The sequence below is a fragment of the Pseudomonas sp. MF09150 genome (genome assembly GCF_059862355.1).
Genome location: NZ_JCBCUS010000010.1, coordinates 160,539 through 167,664, shown reverse-complemented (window position 1 = coordinate 167,664; position 7,126 = coordinate 160,539). Strand labels below are relative to the sequence as shown.

Sequence of the window (7,126 nt, the reverse complement as noted above, 5' to 3'; positions counted from 1 at the left end):
CTGGAAAGGCGTGTTCGCTCGGTCATGAGACGATTGCAATTACGCCCTCAAAGAATCCGTTCTTATTTCCGGCATCCACGTATCGCCTACGCAGCATGATTTGGTGTATTTGATTGCCGGGTTAATATGTTGTCGTAGTTGACCTTGGTGAGGTTGCCTTCTTTATCTTTAATCAGCGCACCTTTTGCGTCGCGTTTAAAGATCTTCTTATTGGTGAACTTGTCACACAGGGCGATGAACTCGTCCACTGTCATGTCCAATGGGCGCAAGATTTCTTCCAGGCTTTTCCCCAGATACTCCCACGGGAACTTGCCATCCAGGTTCTTGACGATATCCATGCCATCTTGCCTGGTCAGGCGTTCACGGCGAATGTGCAGGCAGGCGTGGTCGGTGGCACGACTGAAACCAAACTTGAGGAACTTGAAGTAGTCGTGAATCCCGTGCTGATGATTGTCCAGGTTTTCATAGTTGACCATGGAGCCTTCGGCTACTTTTTCATAGGTATGAAAACCATGTGCCTGGGCGATCAGCGAGTTGGACAAGCCATCCCACGGAATGTAGTGCCCAAGGAACAGGCCGGTAACGCCCACGCGTGTCAGATCTTCATCACTAGGGTAGGTGTAGGAGATCAAGTGTTTTGCTTCGATGCCGTCGGTGCCGATGAGGTCGGAAACGCGCATGCCCAGCAGGCCACCGAACTCTTCCAGCCAGCGACGGTTGAGGACGTTATTGCTCGCTGCAGCAGCAGGGCCGCCATATTCGTTTTGCGAGTTCTCTCCCCATACGATCAGTGGGATGTTGAACTGAACGGCTGCTCTGACCGGGATGGTGAAGATTCCCACGTGCTCTGGCCAGGCGATGTCGCCCACCTGGGTCAGGCCAATTCGATTGAGCTTCGCGCGAATCCGTGGGTTTGGGGACATCTCCACGTAGTCGACACCGAGGTGTTTCAGGTTTTCGATGTTTTTCCGGCCAATGTCAGAAAGGTCGCAAGTAGTCGAGGTTACGCACAGTGGGTTCAAACCCAGTTGCAGCATGCGTATCACCTGGTAGGTGCTGTCTTTCCCTCCGCTGACAGGAACAATGCAGTCCCAGTTGTCACCGGTCTTGTTCTTGTACTTGTCGAGAATGACCGCCAGTTCTTTCTTGCGTTGGTCCCAATCGACTTCGTTTCGTTGTTCATAGCTGCGGCAGGCACTGCAGATACCCTCATCATCGATATAGAGATCAGGTTTGGTGTCTGGCATTACGCAGCGCTTGCAATAAGTCAGCATCTTTTAACGTCCTCTCGAAAAACAAATTTACTGGCTGCTATCCCGAAGCCGCACGGCCTTGAAAAGATATTCAGCCATTTCCCAGTCTTCTAGCGTGTCGATATCTTGAACGCGATGTCGTGGCAGTACGATCGGTAGCGATCTTCTGCCAAAAATTACCCGGGTTTCCAGCCATGCGGCGGAGGTTCCCCAATAAAATTGGCCGGCGTCATGGTAGGCATGTTCAAGATCTTGAGAGCGGACAGTGAAGTACTCGGGGTTGAACATATCAACGTGGCCATCGTCATCTATGCGGATGGCGCGTTGAATTGGAAATGCGTAGCTGGTGACCGAAAAAGCGTAATCCCCTCCTTCTTTATCCAGCGCATTCAACCCCTTGAGGATGTCCTGGCTGTCGATAAGAGGGGCGGTGGCATAAAGGCAGCAAACATATTGAGGGTTAGAACCTTGAAGGTTTAACCATTCAATGGCGTGACGCACTACGGGGGTAGTGCCCGTATGATCATCGGATAGCTCCGCTGGCCGCATGAACGGTACGCTAGCCCCATGCTGAACAGCAACTTCAGCTATTTCGGCGTCGTCCGTAGAGACGATGACCTGTTCAAAGCAGCCACTTTTTAACGCTGCCTCGATGCTCCAGGCAATCATCGGCTTGCCGCAGAACTCTTTGATGTTCTTGCGTGAAATACGCTTGCTGCCACCGCGAGCAGGGATGATTGCGACGTTCATGCCGAGAGAGCCTTGCGCAGTGCGAGCACAACCTGATCCTGCTGCTGCTCAGTCATCGTCTGAAACATCGGCAGGCTAATGGCTTCGCGGTAATAGCCCTGTGCTTCCGGGTAATCTTCAGGCTTGATACCCATCTGCCGATAGTAAGGCTGGGTGGACACCGGGATGTAGTGCACATTCACGCCAATGCCTTGCTCGCGCAGGGATTCAAATACCTGGGCATGTGTCTTGTCGATCTTCTCGAGCTGCAGGCGAATTACATACAGGTGCAGGCCGGAATAACTGTCTGGATGCTGCCAAGGCGTAGTCACCGGCAGTTCAGTCAGCAATTGATCATAGCGTCGGGCCAATGCGTGACGTCGGGCCACGTATTGGTCGAGGCGCTGAACCTGGCTAACGCCCAGAGCCGCTTGCAACTCTGTCATACGGTAGTTGTAGCCAAGAGCGATCTGCTGGTAGTACCAAGGGCCATCAGATTCATGAGTCATCTGGGCCGGATCACGGGTAATACCATGGCTGCGCAACAGCGCCATCTTTTCGGCCAACTCCCCGTTATTGGTCAGGGCCATACCGCCTTCAGCAGTGGTGATGATCTTGACCGGGTGAAAGCTGAATATCGTGATGTCGCTAAATCGGCAGTTACCGATGAACTCGTTCTGATACTTTCCGCCGATGGCATGCGACGCATCTTCGATGACCTTGAATCCATAACGCTTGGCTAGCGCATGGATGGCCTGCATATCGCAGGGCTGGCCACAAAGGTGGACGGGAACCACCACTTTAGGCAGTTTTCCTGCGCGCTCCGCCTGCTCCAACTTGAGCTCCAATGCCCGTGGACAGAGGTTGTAGGTGACGGGGTCGATGTCTACGAAGTCCACCTGGGCGCCGCAGTACAGCGCGCAGTTTGCCGAGGCGACAAAGGTGATTGGAGTGGTCCAGAGCCAATCTCCAGAGCCTACTCCCAGCGCCAAGCAGGCGATGTGCAGCGCAGATGTCGCGCTGTTCAGCGCCAGAGCATGCTCAGCACCAACATGTGCTGCTACCGCTTGCTCAAAACGCGGCACCATAGGGCCTTGAGTGAGAAAGTCGGACTGCAATACCTCCACTACCGAATCAATGTCTGCTTGGGTAATGTCTTGGCGGCCGTAGGGGATCATGGATCAGATACTCCCGATTTTTTCGCGATTGAGATCTATCCATGCCTGCAGCGCTTCACCGGTCATCCACTGGCTGTTGCTGTCACTGGCATAGACAAAGCCTTCGGGGACTTTATGACCGTCCTTGATGCGCTCTTCACAGGTCGACCAGTTGTTGATTGTTGGCAGAATCTTGAAGTGCTCCGGGTACTCGTAGGTGTAGTAAGCATCCTCGACGCTGATCATCTGCTCGTGCAGTTTCTCGCCAGGACGGATACCCACTACTTCCTGCTGTGCATCTGGGGCAATGACACGAGCCAGGTCGGTGACCTTCATGGATGGAATCTTCTTAACGTAGATTTCACCGCCTTCCATATCCTCAAAGGCATGCCATACCAACTCCACACCTTCTTCAAGAGAGATCATGAAGCGAGTCATGCGCTCATCGGTGATTGGCAGTACGCCTTTATCCTTGATCGACATGAAGAACGGGATCACCGAGCCGCGAGAACCCATGACATTGCCATAACGAACGACGGAGAAGCGGGTTTCGTGCCCACCGGAATAGGAGTTCCCAGCGATGAACAGCTTGTCGGAAGCCAGTTTGGTGGCACCGTATAGATTGATCGGGCTGCTGGCTTTGTCCGTGGACAGGGCGACAACGCGCTTGATGCCTTTATCAATGCAGGCATCGATCAGGTTCATGGCGCCGTTAATATTGGTCTTCACGCATTCGAAAGGGTTGTACTCGGCCGTCGGGACAATCTTGGTGGCAGCCGCGTGAACGACATAGTCCACACCATCAAGGGCGCGATACAGACGGTCTTTGTCGCGAACGTCGCCAATGAAGAAGCGCACGCGAGGGTCGCCTTCGAACTTCTTCGCCATGTCCCACTGCTTCATTTCGTCACGAGAGAAAATGATGACTTTCTTCGGATTGTATTTGGCGAGGGTCATCGGCACGAAGGTGTTCCCGAAGGAGCCTGTGCCACCAGTGATAAGAATGGTCTGGTCGGTGAGCATGAACTGTAATCCTATTTTAAGCTTTGAAGTTGAACCAAGGCATTGGATGCACTTTGTTTGAAAGCCACCATGTGCCAACGAAAGAGAAACACTGAGTCAGCATGAATGCTTGGGCTGCACCTACCAATCCGTTACGTTCTACCAGGAAGTACATCAGTGGAATGTTTATCAATCCAGTGATCAGGGTGATCAGTGCCAGAATCGAATTTTTATTTTCGAAAAAGACATAGTTGGTGACCATGTAGTAGCAGCCACCAAAGGCGAAGCCAATCGCAATGTAGATCACCAGTTCGCTTGAGGCCTTGAACTCGTGGCCCACCACGAAGCTCATGACCCATGGGGCGAGCAAGCCAAAGGTGGTGGCCATGACGAGCAGGAACACCATGTATAAATAAGAAAAGCCCACAATGCGCGAGCGCGGTATCTCTTCCTTGCTTGCCAGGTTTTTCATCAGCCAGGGTGCATAGACCTTATTGAAGGACTCGGTAACCAGGCCTATCACTTGTCCAAACTGCAGGGCAACCATGTAAAGACCTGCCTGTCCCACGTCAAGCAACTTGACGATGATGAGCCGGTCGGTGGCGACAATGAGCAGCCCGCCAATGACATGCGGAATCAGTGGAATACCGAACTTCAGCGCGTCCCTGCAGTGGGCTCGCCACACCACGGGTTTTCTCAGCAGGCCGTCTTTCCACAGCCAGAACAATCCGATTACGCCAAACAGGGCTATGGCAATGCTTTGCGCCAGTACCCGACCTTCCCACGCCATGCCGACCAAAAGTATGAGCACGAGTGAACCGCCCGCGTTCAGAAGGCTTTGCGTGACTTGAAACGCACCATATTTTTTCGCCTCACCGGCAACTTGCCAGAGAGACAGGCGAATGTTACCGAGGAATTGGAAGCCTGAAACCACTACGGCGACCAACAGCCAGTCCATGGGCAAGCCAGTGATCGGTGCGAGCCAGGGCCGAAGGGCGAGGGTTATAAGGAAGATGGTCGTTGTACTGACGACCAGGATCCCCATGCATGTCACTACGTACTCGGCCAACTCTTCCTTGTTGAGCTGAAAGTAACGAACCCCAATGGCTCCATGGACGCTCAGGCCCGTGAATGCACTGATAATGCTCAAGCAAATGCCAAACATGGCGATGGTGCCGTAGTCCGCCGGGCTCAATACCCGGGTCAGAATGGGCAGGAGAAAAAATGGTATGGCCGCATTCAGGATATTCGCCCCGAAGTAAATGGCCGTGTTACTCACCAGTTTTCTACTGTCGCTCATTGATTCGCAACGCCAGCCGCTACCAGGCACTCAACGATCCTTACCTGATCTTCGATCGTCAGGTAGGGGTGCATGGGCAGGCTCATTACCTGTTCTGCAACTTCATCACCCAGAGGCAAACGGGCGCTATTGTCCGCGACAGCCGGTTGCTTGTTCAGGGGAATCGGGTAATGCACGGCGGTTGGAATGCCCTGTTGCTTCAACTTCGCCTGCACGGCGTCTCGCTCTTTTACCCTGATGGTGTATTGCGCGTAGACACTGGTGTTGTGGGGCTCGACGTAGGGAATCGTTTTGATACCGGCCTCAGTCAACAACTGTTCGTAAGTGTTGGCGACTTGTTGACGCAGCAGGATTTCCTTTTCAAAAAGCTCCAGCTTGGCCAACAGAATTGCTGCCTGCAGGGTATCCAGGCGGCTGTTTACGCCAACCCGGACATGGTGGTAGCGACGATCCTGTCCATGACGAGAGATTTGCCGGAGGATCACCGCCAGGTCATCGTCATTGGTGAACATTGCGCCGCCATCGCCATAGCAGCCCAAGGGTTTGCTTGGGAAAAAGCTTGTGCAGGCGATGCTCGTCAGATTGCAGGAGCGCTTGCCTTTATAGCTTGCACCGAAGCTTTGTGCGGCATCTTCAATCACCGGTACATGGTATTTGGCGGCGATACTGTTGATCGTGTCGAAGTCCGCACACTGACCATACAGGGAGACTGGGATAATGGCTTTGGTACGTGGAGTTATTGCCGCTTCCAGGTGCTTTGGGTCGAGATTGTAGGTGCGAGGGTCGATATCCACGTACACCGGCTTGGCGCCTAGCAGGGCCACCGTTTCTGCGGTGGCGATGTAGGTAAAGCCAGGTGTGATGACTTCATCGCCGGGGGCAATGCCCAGCGCCATCAGGGCGATCTGCAGGGCATCGGTACCATTGGCGCACGTAATGCAATGCTTGGCCCCTACTGATATGGCGAGCTTTTCCTCGAGCTCGGCAACTTCAGGCCCGAGGATGTATTGGCCGTGGGAGAGGACTCGCTGGATGCCTGCGTCGATCTGTTCTTTGATCAGTGCCTGTTGGCTTTTCAGGTCGATAAATTCGATCATGCGCAGCTCTCCTCCTTGCTCAATAGTTTCCCGTGCAGGCTGTAATGAGCCCCGGTATGTTCACAGATAGCCCTGGCCTGGCCTTCCACGGGCAAGTCCAGTTGCTCGCCGAACTCGCTCATCCAGCCAATTTGCCGAGCCGGAACCCCAACCATCAGGGCGTACGCAGGTATATCTTTGTTGACCACCGCGCCAGCGCCGATAAAGGCGAACTCGCCAATGGTCACGCCACAGACGACGGTGCAGTTGGCACCCAGCGTCGCGCCTTTTTTCACCAGAGTGTCCCGGTACTGGCTTTTGCGTTCAATCAGGGAGCGCGGGTTGTAGACGTTGGTGAAGACCATGCTGGGGCCACAGAACACGCCGTCTTCCAGGATGACGTTGTCGTACACCGACACGTTGTTCTGGATCTTGCACTGGTCGCCGATCACTACCTTGTTGCCGACAAAGACGTTTTGCCCAAGCGACACCCCTTTGCCTATGCGCGCGCCGCCGCAGACATGAACGAAATGCCAGATGCGCGAGCCTTCGCCGATCTGGGCGCCGTCATCGACTATGGCGCTGGGGTGAACTTGATAGGGCATGAGA

General features: G+C 54.0%; 7 protein-coding genes. All 7 read right to left on the bottom strand.

What is annotated here, in order from left to right; genetic code table 11:
- Positions 1 to 86: 86 nt before the first annotated feature.
- From AC19YX_RS29560 to wbpD, 7 genes are read right to left on the bottom strand one after another with little or no spacing between them, the layout of a single operon-like run.
- Positions 87 to 1,274 carry an N-acetyl sugar amidotransferase gene (locus AC19YX_RS29560; RefSeq protein ID WP_500607664.1) on the bottom strand — a complete coding sequence of 396 codons (1,188 nt, stop codon included), beginning with the start codon at positions 1,272 to 1,274 and terminating at the stop codon, positions 87 to 89.
- 27 nt (positions 1,275 to 1,301) lie between these two features.
- On the bottom strand, positions 1,302 to 2,003 hold the full coding sequence (gene pseF, locus AC19YX_RS29555) for a pseudaminic acid cytidylyltransferase (RefSeq protein WP_078471690.1): 702 nt from the start codon (positions 2,001 to 2,003) through the stop codon (positions 1,302 to 1,304).
- Entirely contained in the window at positions 2,000 to 3,160 is a 1,161-nt protein-coding gene (gene pseC / locus AC19YX_RS29550; RefSeq protein ID WP_500607663.1) for a UDP-4-amino-4,6-dideoxy-N-acetyl-beta-L-altrosamine transaminase, read from the bottom strand. The genes pseF and pseC overlap by 4 nt, the downstream gene beginning before the upstream one ends.
- Before the next feature lie 3 nt (positions 3,161 to 3,163).
- Complete coding sequence (pseB, locus tag AC19YX_RS29545; RefSeq protein WP_078471692.1) at positions 3,164 to 4,162, bottom strand: UDP-N-acetylglucosamine 4,6-dehydratase (inverting); 999 nt, start codon at positions 4,160 to 4,162, stop codon at positions 3,164 to 3,166.
- Positions 4,163 to 4,178: 16 nt separating this feature from the next.
- The gene (locus tag AC19YX_RS29540; protein WP_078471693.1) at positions 4,179 to 5,441 is read right to left on the bottom strand and encodes a lipopolysaccharide biosynthesis protein; all 1,263 of its coding nucleotides are present in this window, start codon (positions 5,439 to 5,441) and stop codon (positions 4,179 to 4,181) included.
- Entirely contained in the window at positions 5,438 to 6,538 is a 1,101-nt protein-coding gene (locus tag AC19YX_RS29535; protein ID WP_500607662.1) for a DegT/DnrJ/EryC1/StrS family aminotransferase, read from the bottom strand. The genes AC19YX_RS29540 and AC19YX_RS29535 overlap by 4 nt, the downstream gene beginning before the upstream one ends.
- Positions 6,535 to 7,122 carry a UDP-2-acetamido-3-amino-2,3-dideoxy-D-glucuronate N-acetyltransferase gene (gene wbpD / locus AC19YX_RS29530; protein ID WP_500607661.1) on the bottom strand — a complete coding sequence of 196 codons (588 nt, stop codon included), beginning with the start codon at positions 7,120 to 7,122 and terminating at the stop codon, positions 6,535 to 6,537. The genes AC19YX_RS29535 and wbpD overlap by 4 nt, the downstream gene beginning before the upstream one ends.
- Positions 7,123 to 7,126: the final 4 nt, after the last annotated feature.